Consider the following 18,735-nt stretch of genomic DNA (forward strand, 5'->3'; position numbering starts at 1 on the left):
AATATGCAATACAGCAGTATTATTCGCGCGCTTCATTGACAGATCTCACGAGCGAAACGAGAGATCTACCTTGTCTGCGAGCCGCCATTGAAGTCGATAGTCTGCCCTGTCATGCCCCCGGACTCATCGGATGCCAGGTAAGCGCATGCCGCGCCTACTTCGATGGCATCCCCCAGACGCCGGATCGGTATGGTTGCGATGATGTCGTTGATCATCTCCTCGGACATCTTCTCCTCGAGATTCTTCTGATGCCCCAACGCCAGAATGTTTGCAGTGACGCCGAATTGGCCAGTCTCTGCAGCAAGGTGACGAATAAAGCCCTCGACACCGCTTTTGCCCGTCGCGTACATCGAGACACCGATATTCTGGCCGGTACGAGCAGAGCCGGACGAGATCTGGACGACACGACCCCAGCCGGCGTCACACATGCCCTCGAGAACCACCTGGACACAATTGAACGCACCGAAGATATTGAGATCGATCGGCGCACGCCATTGCTCCGGCGTGAGCTGCCGGAACGGAAGGTTGAACCGCCCCTCGGCAATTCCCGCATTGTTCACGAGCACGTCCACATGCCGCCCGAACAGCGCCTCCGCGGCCCGCACATGCTCGACAACCGCGTCGTAGTCGGTGACGTCGAACGCGGAAGCGATCGCTCGGCCACCCTCTTCCTCGATAGCAGCCGCCGCTTTTTCTGCACGATCGGCAAACAGATCGTTCACGATTACGGCTGCACCCTGGCGAGCAAGCACCGTGGCAATCCCCGCTCCGACGCTCTGACCTGCGCCGGTCACAAGTGCGACCCGACCTTCCAAGCTGAACACGAAGGTTTCTCCTCTCGATAGACACGACGCCGCGTCGACGACGTGTGATCCAGTCCACAACTTTATATGATAAAAGTCAACTGTCTGGACAAATTATTGGATCCAATAGTGCGGGCAAAAATTCCCGCCTTGACATGAAGATCACATAGTCAGCGGATCGTGAACGCCGACAGATCAGGCTCGCGCAGCATCGTCCAGAAGTCCACCATTCGCCAAGGGCTTGGGAGGATCACACGACCTGCCCGATTGCGGTAGTAGGTATGTGCACCGGTCGCTATTGTCCACACTGTGTTCTCCAGTTGCGCTGCGACTCTGGCGTTGTACTCCTCAGTTGCCTCGGCACTCACTTCGATGGAAGTACCGCCATTTTCCACGAGGATCTGCAGGCATTCGAAGATGTAGTGCAGGACGGATTCTGTAGGAAAATTATGCCCACCGCCGTGTCCGGGACTGGTATTCGGGGCTGACGTCACGAAAAGGTTCGGAAAGCCTGGGACTGTGCCGCCAAGGTAAGCAACCGGATCATCGCCCTGCCACTCGTCGTTCAGCACACGACCCTCGCGACCGACGATATCCATCGGCGACAGAAAATCGAGCGTGAAACCCGTGGCGTAAATGATGACATCGACTTCATGTGTCCGGCCGTCGGCAGTAACCACCCCACTCGAAACAACCTTCTCGATGCGCTCACTCGTCAGGCTGACATGCGGAAGTTTAAGCGAGGCATAGAAATTTCCGGGATCCCGGATCAATCGCTTGCCGGCCGGCGCGTAATCGGGAGTGAGCTCGGCCAGAAGATCCGGTCGATCGGCAAACATGCTCTGCAGGTAGGCAAGCCCTGTTTGCATCACTCGATCGTTCGCGGGCGAAATAGACACGTTGTTCTCAGCCCACTCCGGATCTGCACGAATGTTGTCGTACAGGTTGTCGCTCAGACCCCAATAGGTCTTGAGTCGAAACCACTGGTTGTAGAACGGCAACCGGGCGAGGAGCCAGCGCTCCGCGTCCGGCACGACGCCTGAGCCCGGAGCACTCGGCATCACCCAATGTGGTTGCCTTTGAAAGAGAGTCAGGTCGGACACGGAATCTGCGATCTCTCCTACCACCTGCACCGCGGTAGCTCCCGCACCGATTACTGCGACTCGCTTGCCTCGGAGATCTGCATCTTTCCACTGGGCAGTGTGCATGGAGATGCCGGCGAAGTCTTCGATTCCGGAGATCTCCGGAAACTTCGGACGGTTCAAGAAACCGAAAGCAGTAATGACGGTGGTCGCCCGCGACGTTTGCATCGTGCTGTCGGCAGCACGAATCGACAGCTCCCACTCCGAATCTTGCTCGATCCATCGAAGTCCGGTGACCTCGGTGTCGAACGTGATGTGTTCCTTGATGCCATGCGATTCCACGACCCGTCGCAGATACTGCTGGTACTCGTTGCCCACGGGGTAGTACCGAGTCCAGTCTGCATTCAGATCGAACGAATACGAGTAGTACAGACTGGGAGTATCCACAGCCACTCCGGGGTACGTGTTCATTCGCCACGTGCCCCCGATGTCGTTGCTCTGTTCGAAAATCTCGTATTCGTAGCCGAAGCGCTCCGCCATGATTCCCGCAGCGATACCGGCCATGCCCGCACCGAGGACAGCGATTCGCATGCCAGGCTTCGGTGATTTGGTTCGCGGTACAACCGATTGCGACGGAACAAAACCGCTCTGTTCCAACAACAGTGGCAGAAATTCGGGCGACACTTTCTCGCCTACTGCGATCTCGACCATGCGTGCGAACACATCGAGGTCCCCGACAAGCAGTTCCGGAACGATCGGCGCAGCGCCGAGCGCTCCCAGCAGAAGATCCGTCACCGATGTGCGAGCACCGGCTTCCATCGTGACCACCGGCAGCGCATTGCGCCCCTCTCCCGGCCGACGGCTGATCGACGACGCGTATCGGTCGAGAAGTGTCAGATCACCGGTCGCGTGTGCGGCGCATAACAGCAGGATCGCCGGATCCGCATCCTGCAGGTTCCTGGCGAGAGTCTCACGGTCAAGCGCAACAGGTTCCTGGTCGAATGTTTCCACAGCTGGTCGATCGATCGATTCGTTCATATGCCTTCTTCTATCGTCATTGGTATAGGAAATTGGATCCAGCAAAAGATGCAGATGGACCCGTTCTCTCCATTCCACCGAATGGGGCAGAACGGTAGGTCAGTGCGGCGGCCGCGTCGCTCCACCAGCGCGAAGCATCAGACTGGTACCGGCTTCGCCACCGTGACGGTGCAAATTCATCAGATTCACAAGTTGCTCGTTGTCACCGGTCGACAACGCCGCGATCATTTCGTCGTGCTCGCGTACCACTCGAGCGCGCCCTTCCGGGTCGTACAGGTACACCGCGTGGTAGGGCATGGCCAGGGTCCACAATCGGCGCAATTCCGAAACGATCAATTGCAGCGGCGACCGGTCGAACATCGCGAAGTGAAACTCCCGATTTCGCATACGCATCAGCAGGTAATCTTCCGAATCGGCCGCTGCAGCCACTTCGACGGCCAAATCTTTGACTTCCCCCAGGGCCGCATCGTCGAAAACCGGTAGCGACAGGAGCACTTCCTTCTCGAGTGCAGCCCGCATGAGGTAGATCTGATCGAACTCCGACTTTTCCAGCCGAGCTACGGCGTACCCGACATTGTGTACGTGCCGGACAAGCCCTTCCGATGTGAGTTGCCGCAGTCCTTCCCGGATAGGCAGTCGGCTGACGCCCAGGCGTTCTGCCATGGTTTCCTGCCGAATCTGTTGTCCCGGGAGTAATTCCCCGGTGATGATCATTCGCTCGATCTCCGCAACGACCCGAGATGCTGCCTGCTCCGAGACCGACCGCCCCTGAGCTACTACTCTGCCGGTCGACGACGACTCGGTCTCGAGCTGGCGTGCTTTCGATCTGGGGGACACGAATTTCTCCTCTGGGGCATTCTTCTCGGCGGTTCCGATGCTCAGCACGGCGATCGGCACCGATTTCGGATACACCATTGTTGCATCACCGCTGCCTGCTGCCCTTGCATCTCGGTCGCGTCTCGCCGCCGCTAGGCGAGGGTGTCTATCGACTCCGCGTCGTATCCCATGGCCGCCAGAACCTCGACGGTGTGAGCGCCGCACTTCACCGCCGGAGTCTGAGCAGCCGTCTTGGCATTGCCCAACGAAATAGGAACACCGATTCCGCGGTATCCGTCTCGTTCGACAAATAGCTCACGATGGCGCACTTGAGGTGACTGCAACGCCTGCGCCACCGTGTTGACCGGACTGCACGGAACACCAGCTTCCGTGAGCAGGGCACCTAACTCCTCGCGTCGCCAGGTCGCGATCAGCGGCGCGATCAGCGCAATCAATTCCTCGCGATGTTTATGACGGTCACGATTGGCAACGAAGCGCGGATCCGTAATGATCTCGGGAATGCCGAGAACCGCTGCAAGCGAGGCGAACTGCCGGTCATTTGCTGCACTGATGAAAAAATCACCGTCGCCCGTAGCAAAGACCTGATATGGCACGACCGTCGGATGGAGCTCGCCGGTCCGCTCCGGCACAACACCACTGACCGTCCAATTCGCGGCGTGGGGGTGAAGAATCGAGATCACCGCATCGAGAAGTGCAATGTCGACCAGTTGCCCGTTCCCGGTCCTCGTCCGATCGAGGACGGCTAGCAGAACTCCGCTGAACGCCAAGTTCGCGGCCACGATGTCGACGATCGGAACACCAACTCGAAGCGGGTTGCCCTCTGGATACCCGTTGACGCTCATCAACCCGCCGAACGATTGCAGTACTGCGTCGTAACCGGGCAGGCCGCCCATAGGTCCATCGACACCGAATCCCGTTATCCTGCAATAGATCATTCCTGGATTCGCCGGAGCGAGAACAGACTCGTAGTCGAATCCCCACGCGGCGAGCGTCCCGGCTTTGAAGTTCTCGACCACTATGTCGGCCGCGTTCAGGAGATGACCGAGTACCTCGCGCCCCTGTTCGGTTCGCAAATCGAGGCAGATGTTGTCCTTGCTGTGGTTCATGCCGCCGTAGTAAGCGCTGATTCCGTCCTCGTCGAACGGCGGCCCCCACCCCCGGGTTTCATCTCCGCTGGGAGCCTCTACCTTGAGTACGTCTGCGCCGTGATCCGCAAGCATCTGAGCAGCGTACGGTCCGGCCAGAACGCGGCTCAGATCCAGAACACGCAACCCGGAAAGGACGCCGTCACGATCCGTCGACCGCCACGCCGCTCGGCCGTCGATCACGACGGGTGGTGTGACGGCAGTGGCTTCGCTCGAAGACGTGAACACACTCATGCGCTGATCTCTCCCTTCACGATGTCCCTACCCGACTCGAAACCGGTGACGACGTCCCACAGATCAAACCCTTGATCAAGCACATGAGAGGCAACCTGATCGGCCCAGTAGTCCTCCGATTCCCATCTCTCACGCCACGCCCAGAGCGATGTGGTCGAACGACCGAGTGCATGTTCGGAGGTAAATCCAATGGCACCGTGGATTTGGTGTCCGGCAGCCCCGATCTCACGCGCCGACGCAAACACGAAGGTGGCCGCGGCAGCTACGTCCACTGCCGCCGATGGCGCGTCTGCGTCAACTGATGCGCGCGCCGTCGCTGCTGCTGTCTCGACAGCCTTCGTGACGCTTGCCAACTGGGCCAGACGTTGCTGCACAGCCTGGAACTTCGCCAAGGGTCGGCCGAACTGTGTTCGCTCGCCGGCGTATCGGACGGTCGCATCACAGACCGCGCGTGCGGCCGCAGCCGATGCAGTCGTGTACGCCAATGCTCCACGTCGGATCACATCGTCTCGAACTACGTTCTCGGCGACGCCGTGGCAGGTAACCGACGTTCCACTGAGCACTATGTCGTTCACCGGAATTCCGGTCGTATCCGTCCCGGGCAACACCGTGACCGATTCGTGGTCCGTGGATACCAGCGCAACGTGGCAGGTCGGCTCGCACGAGATAAGGACAACAACAGTTCTCGCCAGTTCACCCCACACGACCGCCTCGAGTCGACCGTCGAGAATCAGGCCGCCAGCGCCATCGTCGCGCACAACGATTCCGCCCTTCGTCGATACCGTTGCAATGTCGTCTCCAAGACTCAAGCCGGCCTCGGCAGCAATCCAGGCAGCCAATACACCGTGTTCTACGATCGGTGTTGCGGCACCGCGACGAGAGAGGACACTCACGATTTCGAGTGCGTCGGCAAGGCTTCCACCGCTTCCACCCGATTCTTCCGGCACTCCCAGCGTGGTGAAACCGGCGTCATGCAACGCGCGCCACACTGCGTCATCTGCATGCTGGAGCGGCACCTCGTGGCTTGGGCCGGCGCGGTCGATCATCGCATTCGCGGCGTCGACGAGCTCCGCTCGATATTCACTCATCTGAGCCCCATTCCGCGTCCGATGATGGAGCGCAGGATTTCGTTGGTTCCACCACGAAGGGTGAACGCTGGTGTGTGCAAAAGGCTGTGTGCAAGCAATTCCGCAAACGGATCTTCGGTATTCAGGCGTGCAGCAATGTCACTCGATCGCCGGACAACGTCGACGAGGTCCCCCTCGAAAGTCGAACCCAGATCCTTGACCATCGCAGCCATGACGTCGGGTGACCGTCCTGCCGCCAGTTCCGTGGCGACGATCAACGACATCCTGCGCAATGACCACGCTCGGGATGTGAGCATGCCCAAAGCCACGCGTTGTTCTGGCGTAGCTCCCTGCGCTCTTAGCCTTTCCGCCCACGCCCGCAACAACGGCATCGTGCTCAGATACCGCTCCGGCCCCGAACGTTCGAAGGCGAGTTCACTCATCACCTGCACCCAGCCGTCGGCCCGTGCCCCGAGTAGCGCCGAGCGGGGAATCTTCGCATCGTGGAAGATGACTTCGTTGAAATGCGCAGCTCCGTCGATGCTCCGGATCGGGCGAATCTCGACGTTCGGGTTCGGTAGGTCCACCACGAACTGAGACAGTCCCCCGTGTCGGCCCGACTCGTCATTGTCTGTGCGGGCGAGAACGATCATGGCGTGCGCAAGATGTGCGCCGGTGGTCCATACCTTCGTTCCGGTCAGACGCCAGCTGTCACCATCCTCGACAGCCTTGGTCCGAACGGAGGCCAAGTCCGACCCGGCATCCGGTTCACTCATTCCGATGGCAAAAAACGTTGTACCGGAGGCAATTCCGGGAAGGTAACGTTCCTTCTGCTCCTCGGTGCCGAACTTCAGCAGGTTCGGTGCCGTTTGCCGGTCCGCGATCCAATGGGCCGCAACGGGCGCCCCGTGCGCAAGCATTTCCTCGGCCACGACCAACCGCTCGAGCGGACTGCGGCCATGCCCTCCATACGCGGTGGGCACGACCATACCGAGCCAACCTTGCTCTCCGACCTTCGCACTGAATGCAGGGTCGAAGCCAGCCATCCAACTATCGCATTGCGGGGTGAAAGACCCGGCGCAGATCTCGGCCTCGAGAAATGTGCGAACGTCGTTTCGCAATTCTCGGTGTGCCAAATCAGCACTTCCAGTTGGCGGCGCCATCTTGGTGGCGGTCACAGCACCCTCCTCGTCCGGTCTGTCGAAGACCCGTCAAAACTCACCATACGTTATTGGATCCAATTTATGATTCTTTTTAGAAGATCCGTGTACCGTGGGTGACACTTCACCCCCGATGTTCGGTAAAAACTTCCTCGACGGAGGCTCACAGAAATCATGACCAAGTCCGCCACACCACACTCGAAGTCGAGTCGGAGGAACCATCAACTGGACCCCGAGGTCGCGGCGATGGCCGAGACCATGAAGCGGAACAACGTTCCTCGATCCCACGAAAGGGGAGTCGAGGAATCCCGGCGCGCACTCGAGTCGATTGTGCGCGGCCCCGGACCCGACATGCGCACCGTCGAGACAACGTCGTTCACTGGGATGCACGGCGAAGTCCCTGTGCGCGTATACATTCCATCCACGGCACCGGAGACAGGAGCGCCCGCGCTCGTCTGGTTCCACGGCGGCGGCATGATCATGGGTTCGCTCGATTCCTTCGATCTGCTCGCGCGTGAGATCGCCGCCGCGACCTCTGCGGTGGTCCTAAATGTCGACTATCGGCTTGCCCCGGAACATCAGTACCCCGTCGCGAACGACGAAGCCTACGAAGCACTTGCATGGACCCACAGCGAAGCCGATCGACTAGGCGTCGATCGGCTCCGCATCGGAGTAGGCGGAGACAGTGCCGGCGGGAGCCTGGCTGCCGCGACAGCGCTTCGTGCACGGAATGAGAACGGCCCTCACATTGCCCAACAAGTCCTGATTTATCCAGGCCTCGAGCGGCGACAGGACCGCCCTTCGATGCGCGAGTTCGGCGACAGCCCGTTCCTGTGCACCGCCGACATCGATTGGATGAAGTCGTTGTATCTCGGCGAGGACTCCAGCCTCGACGACGAGTACGGCGTCCCAGCGCTGGCCGCCGACCTCACACACCTACCGCCCGCGATCGTCGTGTCGGGATACGCCGATCCGCTACGTGACGCAGTGGAAGATTACGGCCACCGACTCCAAGACGCCGGGGTGCCCACGGCAATAATTCGATACCCCGGTGTAGCGCACGGGTTCTTCATGCAGACGCAGTCGGTGCAACGCGCTCGAATCGCCATGTCGGAGGTTGGTGCACTCGTCGCAGCCCGGTTCGCCAACAGTCAGTGACTCCTCCGGAGCGGGAAGCGGACTACGATTCCTTCGGTGTCACGTACTACACCCCTTCCCGTCGCCCTGCTTCGATACATCAACCTTCTTGCGTTCTCCTCACACAGCAGTGCAAGCCGTCGACGCTTCGAGTCGGCCACCGGTGTGGCCGTTCCTCGTTCAGGTATCGAGACACTGGAGATCCTCGCGAACTGCCCGCTCACGGGAAGTGAACTCGCCGCGACTCTCCGAGTTGACCTCACACAATCGAGTCGCCAGGTGGCACGCCTGGTGCGAGCAGGACTAGTGGTCAAAGAGCGTGCTCCGGACGACGGCAGGCGCATCGTGCACTTCCTGTCCGACTACGGATTGCAGGTCGTGCTCAGGTGGCAGAGATCGTGGTTGACGGAAATGCGACGCCCCTTGGACACGTGGGCGGACCAAGAGGTCAATGCGTTTGCCGACTGGATCGAGTGTGCAGTAGACCGAGTTCGGAGAACGCTTCCCGTTCCCGCTGGAACAGAATCGGACGTCGCCGAGCAGAGCGGAACCCGGATTGCGATATCGGAGATCGCCGGAAACCCCGTAGAAGCAAGGTGTCTGAGTGCGATCGCAGATTTTGTCTATCTTATCGGTCGAGCCGATTTCGATGCTGCCCTCGCCAAAGCACGCGTATCACTCAGTCCGTCCCAGTACTTCGTTCTTCAAGACATCGGGTGGTTCGGGCCGACGAGCGTGTCTGACGTCGTTTCGCGACTCGCGCTCGACCAAGCCGCCGCGTCCCGGACTATTTCATTTCTGGAATCAGAGAACCTGGTCCTCCGAACGGATGAAGGAACGGATCGACGTAGTCGTCCCGTCGCGACGACGGCCAGTGGCGCATCCATGCTGGCCAGGATACGTACCTCGCGACTCGACAGTCTGCGGGACCTATTTGCCGATATCGACAAGGACCTGGCGCAGCAGTACGCAGTGCTGACCGATCAGTACCTCGACGACATTCTGAGTACTGCGGACATGACGGCGGTCCGATACGGCTGAGTGCCGGAGTCGACAGTGTGTCAGGAAACCCGTGCGGCCGTCGCTCGGTTACGCACGAATAACACCGACCCGAGAGCCGTTGCCGCGAAGCAGGTGAAGGCACCGAGCAGTAGTCCCGCTCTGCCGCCCCACTCCTGACACACCCACCCCGCAATTGGGGCGCCGACCGCCGAGGACCCAATGAACGCGGCCGACCATAAAGACATGACCCGCCCTCGCATTGCCGGATCCGCTTCGAGTTGCAGAGAGCTACTCACTGTCACCGCAAACGAAACACTGCACATCCCGACGGCTACTAACACTGCCAGCAAAATCCATAGCGTCGGCGACGCAGCGGCCGCAACAAGAGCCAACCCGAATACTGTGCAGCTGGCAAGCAATGGCATGACTCCCGTCCTGCCCCACGCAGCCATCAACAAACCGCCTCCCACAGCACCGATCGCCATAGCCGCAGTCATCAACCCGTACATCTGCGCGTCGGCCCCGAACGTCTGCGTGGCGACAATCGGGAAAACCACATGAAATTCGTACGTCAAACAGCCCACCAGAGCCATCATCAGCAGTGGCGCCAGAAGTTTCGTCTCGGATCGCACATACGCCAGACCATCTCTCATCTGACGCTTGACCCGGGCGGCACCGGGCGCAGCGACTAAGGCCGAGACATCCAATCGCACCAGCGATAAGACCACAGCGCCATATCCCACCGCATTGAACAGAAAACAGATCCCCAATCCGCCCGCAGCAATCGTCACGCCAGCGAGCGCCGGGCCCACTGCCCTGGCCACGCTTCCCACAGTCGAGTTCAGGCTGACCGCATTACGGAGATCTCCGTGACCGACCAGCTCCGCAACAAATGCCTGCCTGGCCGGATTCTCGAAACACTGCACCAGGCCGAATAATCCGGCGATCACGTACACGTGCCACAGAGCAATAACGTCGGCCACAACCAGAACCCCGAGGACGAGGGCAAGCAACCCCAACGTCACTTGCAATCCGATCATCAAAGTGCGCCTGTCGAACCGATCGGCGATCACTCCGCCGTAGGGCCCCAGCAACAACATCGGAACCGTCTGCAACGCCAACACAATGCCGATCGCCGTTGCGGAACCGGTCAGCTCGAGAACCAACCACGACTGGGCAATCGTCTGCATCCAATTGCCCGTCAACGACACGGATTGCCCGGACATGAACAACCGAAAATTAGGATTCGACAGCGAGGCAAACGTCCTCGCCTGCAGGCCCCGAATCCCGTCGACGACAGCCGTCATCGCACAGTCTCAGAACTGTTCGGTCCCGAACGCTCATCCGAGTGCACGATCAGAACAGGATCATTCCGCGAATGATCGACGCCGCTCGCATATCCTCGAACGCCTCGTTGATCTCGTCCAACACGTAGGTCTTGGTGACCATCTCGTCGAGGAGGATCTTTCCCTCCATGTACATCCGCAGCAGCAGCGGAATATCCGAACGCGGATTGGCATTGCCGTACCACGATCCCGAAATCGACTTCCGCATCGACGTCAGACCGATCAAACTCAGATCAACCGTCATTTCGAGCGGATCGCCGATCGAAACCTGAACACACACACCACCTTTTCCCAACAGATTCACCGCAGGCGCCAAAAGATCCCGAGACATCTTGCCTACCGTGATCACAACGACGTCCGCCATCGCGCCCCACGTCAGGTCAACGAGAAGTGACTGTGCCTCTTCGATATCGGCCGCCGTATGAGTTGCACCGAAGCGCTTCGCCTCCGATCGCTTGAACTCGGACGGGTCGACGACGACAACATGACGCGCACCAGCCTGAGCCGCGCCCTGCACCGCACCACATCCCACACCACCCATGCCCAGAACCACGACGGTATCGCCGGCCGTCACCTTGCCCACGTACACCGACGAACCCCACCCTGTGGTGACACCGCACCCGACCAAAGCCGCCTTGTCCAATGGCACGTCGTTGGTGATCTTCACACATGAGGCCTGATTGACGACCGTGTGCTCGGAAAACGTCCCGACAATGCACATCAGACGAGCATCCCTGCCCCGCACATGATGTCGCGAGGTATCGTCACTGATTTGCGTGCCGACACCGATATGCGCGCCCATGTCGCACACGCTCGACATCCCCTTCGCGCACGCGCGACAACGCCCACACGCCGGAATGAAACTGAACACCACATGGTCACCTGGTGCCAGATCCGTGACGCCGGCACCGATACGCTCCACCACACCTGAACCTTCGTGGCCGCCGATGAACGGGTACTGCATCACGTTCGTGCCGTCACGCATATGCTCGTCGGAATGACATAGCCCGGTGGCCGTCATTTTGACCAGCACCTCACCGTTTTGGGGTTCGTCGAGTTCGATCTCCTCCACCGACCACGGCTCTCCCGGAGCCCACAACACCGCCGCACGAGTCTTCACTATTCGACCTTTCCTTGTTCGCGCACCGACCCCGCCAACTGATCGGCACTGACGTAAATCGACTGATACTCCACAAACGACGCCAAACCCTCAGGACCGAACTCGCGGCCGATGCCACTGGACTTGAAACCACCGAACGGCGAACCCAGATCCATCTGGTAGTAATTCACTCCGAACGTGCCGGTACGGACACGACGCGCAATATCGATCCCGCGCTGTTCGTCACGAGTCCACACTGAGCCCGCCAACCCGAATTCACTCGCATTCGCCAACGCAACAGCCTGCTCCTCCCCCTCGTACGGGATCACCGCCACAACAGGGCCGAATACCTCCTCCTGCGCCAGTGCACTCGAATTGTCCACGTCCGCTATAACTGTCGGCTCTACGAACCATCCATCCGGAAGCGACTTCGGGCGTCCACCGCCGGTAACCACCCGAGCGCCCGAAGCCCTGGCCGCGTCGACATAGCCGAGCACCCGATCTCGATGAGCACTCGACACCATCGGGCCACAGGTCACCTCCGGATTCAACGGATCGCCGACAACCAACGAACGAGCGGCCTCTTCGACCACCTCCACCACCTCGTCGTAGCGCGATCGAGGTGCCAGAACACGCGAATGCAAAACACAGGCCTGCCCGTTATTGATGAACGACGTCGAGTTCAGGTTTGCCGCAAAGACACCCAGGTCGGCATCCTCACACACGATCGAGGCCGACTTACCACCCAGTTCGAGCGTCACTCGCCGCACCAACCGGCCACACGACTCCCCGATCCGACGGCCCGCAGCCGTGCTACCGGTGAACGACACCTTGTCGACGCCGGGGTGTGCCACCAAAGCCGCGCTGACTGCCCGATCTGCGGGTACAACATTGAGCACACCTGCCGGCAACCCCGCTGCCTCCGCAGCTTCCGCCAGTACAAACGCATCCAACGCCGTCTCCGGCGACGGCTTCACCACCACCGAACACCCGGCGGCAAGCGCCGGGGCAATTTTTGCCACAGCAATGAGCAGCGGAAAATTCCACGGCACAATAGCTGCCACCACACCGACCGGGGCCTTTCGAACAATCGTCGCCCCACGGCCACTGGGTCTGATGTCCTCCAACCATCCGGATTCGATCAGATCTGCGTACTGAAGCAAAAGCCTCACTGGCACAGCAGTATTAGCCCCGCTCGACACTGCTATCGGTGACCCGTTCTCACGACTGATCAGCTCCGCCGTAGCATCACCGCGCACCGACAACTCCTCCGCGAAGCGCCGCAGAACCTGTGCGCGCTCTCCTGGGGTCGAACGCGGCCACGGCCCCGAATCGAAAGCAACCCGCGCTGCCTGCACTGCCGAATCTACATCCGCCAATCCTCCCAAAGGCGCGGACCCCAAGGGCTTTCCGGTCGCCGCCTCGAGCAGCACCAGCGAATCACCAGAAGACGGGGGAAGCCAACGACCGCCGATAAACAGATCGTCCCGCGAGTAATCAGACATCATCATCACTCCACCTTTACAACATATTCATCCAAAAGAACTGCTTCCCCAACGCATCTATCCGCCTTCCCCACAGGCGGGAGGCGGATAGATGCGCATGCGAAATCAGAGTTGAAGCTTGGGAATCGTGCAATGTAGATCAACACCATCCTGCAGCGTCAATTGACAAGACAGTCGCGAGGTCTCCTCACGGTCGGTAGCAGCACAGTCGAGCATGTCGTCCTCGTCCTCACTTGGCCCGGAAAACTTGTCCATGTCCGACTCGGCAAGGAAAACGTGGCACGTTGCGCACGAGAGCACCCCACCGCACTGTCCGACAATCCCACTGACTCCGTTTCTCACAGCGGTCTGCATCACGGAGTCGCCGGCAACACCGTCGATCACCTTCTCTGCCCCGTCTGCCTGGGTGTAGAAAACCTTTGGCATGTGTGACCCCCTACCACGAGACCGGGAGGGACGTGATCGGTTGGGTGAGATTATCGAAATCGACCACAACATCACCTGCGAGCCGAATACCAGGGAGCCTGCGGAACAATTCGGCGATTCCGACCTGCATCTCCATCCGTGCAAGCGGCGCACCCAGGCAGTGATGCAAGCCGTAACTCAAAGTCAGATGAGGATTGTCGGTTCGCGTGACATCGAACCGCTCACCATCGTCGATTGCGATGCCATCATGAGCTGTCGCTGCAGGATCAACGAGAATCGCATCACCCTGTGCCACGAGCTGACCGTCGAGTTCGATGTCCTCGGTAGCAACAAACGGAACCAACCCGCCCATTCCGGCAACATCTCGACCGAGTTCGAATCGTCCGTGCCGCAGAATCTCCTCCACCGCCGTAGGTACGACGCCGTCGATGTCCTCGAGCAGCACACCGAGCTGATCGGGGTTATTCAGAAGCGAGTAGACACCCGAGCAAATGAAGTTGGCGGTGTTATCGAAGCCGGCGACAATGAGAATCAGTGCGATCGGCATGATTTCGGCGTCGGTGAGGCTGTCATCTTTGTCTCGCGCATTGGCCAAATCGCTGAGCAGATCCTCGCGCGGCTCACGACGACGCTCGTCGATCAACGCCATCATGTACTGGATCAACTCGACCATGTTGGCCATGATCTCTTCCTCGGGCATATTCGCCACCGCAAGTGTCGAGGAACTCCACTTTTGGAATTTCGGCCGATCCTCCGGGGGAACGCCAAGAAGGTTGCTGATCATCTGAATGGGCAACGCTACTGCGTAGTCTTCTACGAGGTTCGACGACGAGCCTTTCGATACCATCTCGTCGATAAGCGCGTTCGCAAACTCGATAGCCGAATCACGCATACCACGAACGCGTTTCGGTGAGATCGACTTCTGAACCAATCGTCGAAGCTTACTGTGTTGGGGCGGATCTTCGAATTGAATCGTCGTCTTGAGGAAATCCGGAAACTCCACGAAATATGGAATCTTGCGTTCACCGGTGCGGAAAGGCTCTCGCACAAATCGGGGATCGCCGAGCATAGTCCGCGCTGTACCGGTGCGGTGAATGATCCAGGCGTCACCACCGATCGGCATCGTCACCTTGGTCATCGGTCGATCGGCGGCAATTGCCTTGTAGCGGGCAGCGGCTTCGGTGGGTGCGACCGCGGCAAACGGATACGTAGTGTCCGTCACGGGTTCATCAACGGTAGTCATTTCATCTCCAAAGAGGATGTGAGGCAGAGAAAGTCAAGAAGCCGGTACAGGCGGCGGGGTGACGACCTGGGGCACGGCGTCGATGGTAACTGCCATGATCTCGTCGAACCGGTTTGCAACGGTTTCAATCGACAAGTCCGGATCGGCAATTCCAACGGTGTTGACGATGGCCATGCGATTGACGGCGCCACCGGCCACGTTGAACACCTCACCGGTCACTACGGAATCAGCGTGGACCAGATATGCACCGACAGGTGCTACCTGCTCGGCTCGCAGCGAAGTACGCATGTATTCAAGGACTTCCGGCGGCAGACCACCTGCGGCGGCTTCCGCCATTCGTGTGCTCGCGCCGGGCGCAATAGCGTTGACCTTGATTCCGTGTTCGGCACCTTCGAGTGCAAGATTCCGGGTCAGTCCGAACACAGCGCCCTTGGAGCTACCGTAATGCGTCATCATCGAGTTACCCAGCATTGCTGCCGAAACCGTGTTGACGATTCTGCCGGAACCGGATTCTACGAGGTGCGGCCAGGCCGCGCGAGCAAGCAAGAGCGACCCGAAGTAGTGAACGTCCAAGTGCCGCTGATATTCTTCGTCCGAAACTTCGGTCCAGGAAGCGGTCCGTACAATTCCGGCATTGTTGATAACGGCGTCTAGGCGTCCGAAATTGGAGACTGCCGCCGTGACCAACGCGCGCGCTCCTTCACCGGTGGATACGTCGGCGGCACAGGCTACGGCACGTCCCCCGGCAGCGGCGATTTCAGCAGCCACATCAGCAGCGGGGTTGTCGCCGTCAACTCCCGCCCCGTCGGTTCGGGCGCCAAGATCACCGACCACCACGCTCGCACCCCGTGCTCCGAGAAGCAATGCGTACTCGCGTCCGATTCCGCGTCCGGCTCCAGTGATGACAACAACACGATTGTCGAAACGTAACTCGCTCATACTCTTTCCTCTTCCAGGGCTCTGCGGGGCAGGATCAATCGCATGCGACAGATCAGGGACGGGTGTCGCCGCCACTGTGATGGACCTCGGCCGACCAAATCGATGCCTGAGCTTCGCGCGCAGACTTCTCGAAATCGAATACCTCGACGCCAACCGTCACGTATAGGGTCGATCGATCCAAACCGCCTAGCATGCAAGCAGATCCGACGCCCCGTTCCAGTGGAATCGCAATCGCATCAGTGATCTCGCCGCCCTCCACGAAACGGCCGACGTATCCACTTCCCGGCATAGCCGCCCAGACGCCACCGTCGGAGTCCAGACAAATACCGTCCGGAAGGAACGGAGCCGGTGCAAATTCACGGGGGTTCGACAGTGTGCCGTCAACCGCACGATCGATGACCAGAAGCCGGTTGGCAAATGCCTCTGCCGTATACAGGCGAGTTCCATCCGCGGAGAGGGCAATTCCGTTGGCTCCCATCAGCGGACCGATCGAATCGATCGCAGCGGCGGAACCGTCTGCCTCGACTGCAATCAGCGGCGCCGCCACTGGCTCCGCGCCGTTGAAGAGGTCGAACCCGAGCTGTGTGACGTAGGCACGACCGTCAGTGTCGACCACCATGTCATTGATGGGGCCAGGGGCGTGCGCGGACAGATCCGAGTACTCCTCCAAGGATGCGCCGTCGAACACCAGCACCAGCTTTTCGTGCATGGACGTGACGATCATGCGTCCGTCTGGCAGCCAACCGAAGCCTCCCAGAACGATGGGAACTGCGGCGTCAGCAGCCCGCGAGGTCGCGTCGACTACCGTGCGGACCTCACCGGTCGCGTCAACAGTCTTGATCGTCGACGTGTACATGTCCGAGAACCACAGGGCGCCATCGTGCCAGCGGGGGCATTCCGGCCACGAAAAGCCTTTGGCGATCTCATTTGGTTCGAGGATGCGAGCGCCGGCAACTGCGTCAGCAACGGCATTAGTCATGACTTTTCCTTCCGCGGTGGCATTCAAGCGCTCACCAATTACAACGGAACATGCTGCTCTGCAAGGGATCCAAAGGAGGACCTTGGGCATGTGATGCCATTCACAGTACTCGATACATGCAAATTGTCAACTAATTCTCTGGGTGACTCAGCCTGGGAGGCAAAATTGGATCCAGATCTGACCCGACGATACCCATTCGGACACTACGATGAAGCAATTCACAAAAAACTATTCGCGAGCATCCACGCCAGTCGCCCAAGAAGGGTGACGGCCCAATGGGATTGGCCGTACTGATTTCTGGCGACGTGAGCGAGGCTGGGATACCGCCCCGCCGAACCAACAGGAGGATCTACGATGACGCTGCAGAAGTTGACGTGTGAAATGTGTGACCGTTGCGTACTCGTCGAAAAGTTCAGCACCGCCCACACCACTATTCAGTGGGTCGATGACGCCAACAACTGCACGTTCATCGCGGAAGCGCACCGGGCGCTGGGAGACAACGACCGTGCGTGCCCGGCATTGCGGCGCAGCATCGACAATGCGGTCCGCTCGCAGCAACTTACCGAGAGCCGGATCGAACTTCCCGGCGTCAGTTCAGTTTCCCGGCAGCAGTAGGACGCTCGAATCAGAGCACCCGTACCTCGCAGGTCGCAGCCAAGGACCAAGTTCGGATTGACTGCAGCGCCCTCGTCCAACGCTACAGTCAACCCGAACTCGAGTGTCGTTCGAGCATGCGCCAACGCGCAATAGCTCCTATCTCTCGTCGAGGACTCCGCGGAGCATCGCCCAGATATCACGACGAGCGGGTTCCGTGAACGAGAGCGACTTGAACGTCAGAAATCCGTGAAACAGTCCATCGAAACGGTGATGCCGGACGAGCACGCCAGCCGCCTCCAACATCTGCGCGTACGTGTCACCCGATGTACACGGCGGATCCAATTCCGCCGTGACAATTACCGCAGGCGGTAGGCCGGCAAGACTCTGCGCCCTCGTCGGAACCACTCGCGGATCGCCGGTTCCGTGGGGTGCATACTGCTGCCAGTACCACTTCATCGCCGAGGTGGTGTTGTAGTGACCGGTGCCGTACAGCCGATACGATTCCGTCTCGAAATCATCGTCTATCACCGGGTACATGAGAACCTGTGCCGCAATCGCCGGGCCCCCTCGATCTCTTGCCGCAATGGATACCGTGGCGGCTAGATTGCCACCGGCACTGTCCCCGGCGAGGACGATCCTGGACGGATCTGCGCCATAGTCGCCGGCGTTCTTCGCCACCCATTCCAAGGCTGCGTACATATCATCATGCGCTGCCGGAGCCTGATGCTCCGGAGCGAGCCTGTAGTCAACTGCAACCACAACAGCGCCAACACCTTCTGCCATCGAGCGACAGAATTCGTCGTGACTGTCCAGATCGCAGAATACGAAACCCCCGCCGTGAGCGAACACTACAACCGGCAGATCATGGCGATCTTCGTGCGGCCGGAACACTCTCAACGCCAAGTCTCCGCCAGGACCGTCGATGGTGAGATCGTGAACTGCAAGCATGTCCGGCAGAGCCTGCAGCGGAGCACGTCGACTACGGATCAGCTCACGCAATTCGTCTGGCGGGAATTTTGTGACGTCCGGGAATCCGGATTCCAGCGCGGCGAGCATTGCCGCGACTTCGGGATGCACTGTCATGGATGATCTCCTG

The 18,735-nt window shown here is 59.7% G+C and carries 17 protein-coding genes; 3 read left to right on the plus strand and 14 right to left on the minus strand.

Annotated features, from left to right (window positions below):
- Positions 1 to 65: 65 nt before the first annotated feature.
- The 6 genes from FFI94_RS27850 to FFI94_RS27875 all read right to left on the minus strand — a co-directional run bounded on the left by FFI94_RS27850 (position 66) and on the right by FFI94_RS27875 (position 7,369).
- Positions 66 to 824, minus strand: coding sequence for an SDR family NAD(P)-dependent oxidoreductase (locus FFI94_RS27850; RefSeq protein WP_138870662.1), 759 nt, complete (start codon positions 822 to 824; stop codon positions 66 to 68).
- Between the two features lie 149 nt (positions 825 to 973).
- The gene (locus FFI94_RS27855) at positions 974 to 2,923 is read right to left on the minus strand and encodes an NAD(P)/FAD-dependent oxidoreductase (protein WP_138870663.1); all 1,950 of its coding nucleotides are present in this window, start codon (positions 2,921 to 2,923) and stop codon (positions 974 to 976) included.
- 99 nt (positions 2,924 to 3,022) lie between these two features.
- Positions 3,023 to 3,760, minus strand: coding sequence for a GntR family transcriptional regulator (locus FFI94_RS27860; RefSeq protein ID WP_260684391.1), 738 nt, complete (start codon positions 3,758 to 3,760; stop codon positions 3,023 to 3,025).
- Between the two features lie 131 nt (positions 3,761 to 3,891).
- On the minus strand, positions 3,892 to 5,139 hold the full coding sequence (locus FFI94_RS27865) for a CaiB/BaiF CoA-transferase family protein (protein ID WP_138870665.1): 1,248 nt from the start codon (positions 5,137 to 5,139) through the stop codon (positions 3,892 to 3,894).
- The gene (locus FFI94_RS27870) at positions 5,136 to 6,227 is read right to left on the minus strand and encodes an acyl-CoA dehydrogenase family protein (protein WP_138870666.1); all 1,092 of its coding nucleotides are present in this window, start codon (positions 6,225 to 6,227) and stop codon (positions 5,136 to 5,138) included. The genes FFI94_RS27865 and FFI94_RS27870 overlap by 4 nt, the downstream gene beginning before the upstream one ends.
- Positions 6,224 to 7,369, minus strand: a complete 1,146-nt coding sequence (locus FFI94_RS27875) for an acyl-CoA dehydrogenase family protein (RefSeq protein ID WP_138873460.1) — start codon at positions 7,367 to 7,369, stop codon at positions 6,224 to 6,226. The genes FFI94_RS27870 and FFI94_RS27875 overlap by 4 nt, the downstream gene beginning before the upstream one ends.
- Before the next feature lie 243 nt (positions 7,370 to 7,612).
- On the opposite strand from FFI94_RS27875, the gene FFI94_RS27880 reads away from it, so the two are divergent.
- Both FFI94_RS27880 and FFI94_RS27885 read left to right on the plus strand, forming a co-directional pair.
- Positions 7,613 to 8,524: an alpha/beta hydrolase gene (locus FFI94_RS27880; protein WP_138873461.1), complete on the plus strand. Its 912-nt coding sequence runs from the start codon at positions 7,613 to 7,615 to the stop codon at positions 8,522 to 8,524.
- A 36-nt stretch (positions 8,525 to 8,560) separates the two neighbouring features.
- A complete protein-coding gene (locus FFI94_RS27885; RefSeq protein ID WP_138870667.1) occupies positions 8,561 to 9,544 on the plus strand; it encodes a MarR family winged helix-turn-helix transcriptional regulator in 984 nt (327 codons plus the stop codon).
- A 20-nt stretch (positions 9,545 to 9,564) separates the two neighbouring features.
- On the opposite strand, the gene FFI94_RS27890 is transcribed toward FFI94_RS27885, so the two are convergent.
- From FFI94_RS27890 to FFI94_RS27920, 7 genes are all read right to left on the minus strand, one after another.
- Positions 9,565 to 10,812, minus strand: a complete 1,248-nt coding sequence (locus FFI94_RS27890) for an MFS transporter (protein ID WP_138870668.1) — start codon at positions 10,810 to 10,812, stop codon at positions 9,565 to 9,567.
- Between the two features lie 49 nt (positions 10,813 to 10,861).
- A complete protein-coding gene (locus FFI94_RS27895) occupies positions 10,862 to 11,971 on the minus strand; it encodes an NDMA-dependent alcohol dehydrogenase (protein ID WP_138870669.1) in 1,110 nt (369 codons plus the stop codon).
- Entirely contained in the window at positions 11,971 to 13,461 is a 1,491-nt protein-coding gene (locus FFI94_RS27900; protein ID WP_138870670.1) for an aldehyde dehydrogenase, read from the minus strand. The genes FFI94_RS27895 and FFI94_RS27900 overlap by 1 nt, the downstream gene beginning before the upstream one ends.
- A 99-nt stretch (positions 13,462 to 13,560) precedes the next feature.
- Positions 13,561 to 13,881 carry a 2Fe-2S iron-sulfur cluster-binding protein gene (locus FFI94_RS27905; protein WP_138870671.1) on the minus strand — a complete coding sequence of 107 codons (321 nt, stop codon included), beginning with the start codon at positions 13,879 to 13,881 and terminating at the stop codon, positions 13,561 to 13,563.
- Between the two features lie 10 nt (positions 13,882 to 13,891).
- The gene (locus FFI94_RS27910) at positions 13,892 to 15,124 is read right to left on the minus strand and encodes a cytochrome P450 (RefSeq protein ID WP_138870672.1); all 1,233 of its coding nucleotides are present in this window, start codon (positions 15,122 to 15,124) and stop codon (positions 13,892 to 13,894) included.
- Positions 15,125 to 15,157: 33 nt separating this feature from the next.
- Positions 15,158 to 16,063: an SDR family NAD(P)-dependent oxidoreductase gene (locus FFI94_RS27915; RefSeq protein WP_138870673.1), complete on the minus strand. Its 906-nt coding sequence runs from the start codon at positions 16,061 to 16,063 to the stop codon at positions 15,158 to 15,160.
- A gap of 52 nt (positions 16,064 to 16,115) precedes the next feature.
- Entirely contained in the window at positions 16,116 to 17,042 is a 927-nt protein-coding gene (locus FFI94_RS27920) for an SMP-30/gluconolactonase/LRE family protein (RefSeq protein WP_138870674.1), read from the minus strand.
- Positions 17,043 to 17,396: 354 nt separating this feature from the next.
- Between FFI94_RS27920 and FFI94_RS27925 the strand changes: the two genes are divergently transcribed.
- On the plus strand, positions 17,397 to 17,657 hold the full coding sequence (locus FFI94_RS27925; protein ID WP_138870675.1) for a hypothetical protein: 261 nt from the start codon (positions 17,397 to 17,399) through the stop codon (positions 17,655 to 17,657).
- A gap of 138 nt (positions 17,658 to 17,795) precedes the next feature.
- Here the strand turns inward: FFI94_RS27925 and FFI94_RS27930 are convergent, their stop codons facing one another.
- Positions 17,796 to 18,722, minus strand: coding sequence for an alpha/beta hydrolase (locus FFI94_RS27930; RefSeq protein WP_138870676.1), 927 nt, complete (start codon positions 18,720 to 18,722; stop codon positions 17,796 to 17,798).
- Positions 18,723 to 18,735 lie beyond the last annotated feature (13 nt).

The sequence above is a fragment of the Rhodococcus sp. KBS0724 genome (assembly GCF_005938745.2).
Lineage (GTDB): Bacteria > Actinomycetota > Actinomycetes > Mycobacteriales > Mycobacteriaceae > Rhodococcus_F.